The organism is Roseimaritima sediminicola, from assembly GCF_009618275.1.
In the GTDB taxonomy this organism is placed as follows: Bacteria; Planctomycetota; Planctomycetia; order Pirellulales; family Pirellulaceae; genus Roseimaritima; species Roseimaritima sediminicola.
The window spans coordinates 1-937 of sequence record NZ_WIAD01000134.1; the positions used below are offsets into that span (position 1 = coordinate 1).

Annotated in this window: 1 protein-coding gene; it reads right to left on the bottom strand. The window is 53.3% G+C overall.

Features of this window, described 5'->3' with window-relative positions:
* A partial coding sequence (locus GE027_RS22605; RefSeq protein WP_162006904.1) for an IS4 family transposase occupies positions 1 to 937 on the bottom strand: 937 nt, incomplete at both ends.

Sequence of the window (937 nt, forward strand, 5' to 3'; positions counted from 1 at the left end):
TCGTCAATCGGCAGAGAACTCAACAGCAGCCAATCCAGATCCGTTCCGTCTTGCGGTCCGCCGACCTCTTGCACGAGTACCACACTGAGCGTTACTTCCGGAAGCGTCGATCGTCTTGCATGGGGTGGTTTGATTTTCGTGCGAATCGCGCGAATTTCGAGAGTCGCCGTTCGGGCAGCGCGTTTGGCAGTGCGTGGCAGTTTGATCTGACGAGTCGTGACAAGATCTGACTTTTCGACTTCGTCACGCATCTTTTTGTATGTTTTCCCACCGATCTGCTCGTCTTTCTCAGGCAAGCTGCGAACTTGTTTACTGCGGATAACGAAGTCGGCTGGGCTTTCATGTTTTTCAGCTTCGACGAAGATGTCGTAGATGTCTCCTTCTCGGTCAGCCAAAGAAACAATCTGCGTCTCTGGGCATTGGTCGGAGAGTTCGCAGCATCGTCGATAGCCTTCGAGCCATCGAAAGCTCTCCTTCTCTTGGATCGGATCAGACTTGCGCTCGGTGGTTTTTCCCAGGCTCGCCTCGCTACGATCAAAGAACTCAACATCGAGGACACCCAGGCATAGTTTCTCGGGCGTAAACGCTACGGAGCTATGGTCGTAGAGTCCCCTTCGCTCAGCCCGATTGAGGCAACGCACATCATCAGGTGCGTGATCACCAAAGTCCAATTCAGTGGTATCTTGCGCTACGCACACAGTCTGCTGAGATTGGATTCGCTGGATTGTCGCCCGTCGGTGCGCGCCGAGGATTTCCTCCGCATCAACTTGCGGATTCTCCAAGAACCGATATGCCCCTTTAGCATGCTTCCACTTATCGCAGGCTGCGTTGATGCTCTCTTGAGGGTTGGCGAAGAGTGTCTTGAGAAGTTCTTTGGATCGATCGTTTCGGCTTTTATGGCCGAGGTCGATCGTGTCAAATTCCTGCTCAATGGCGG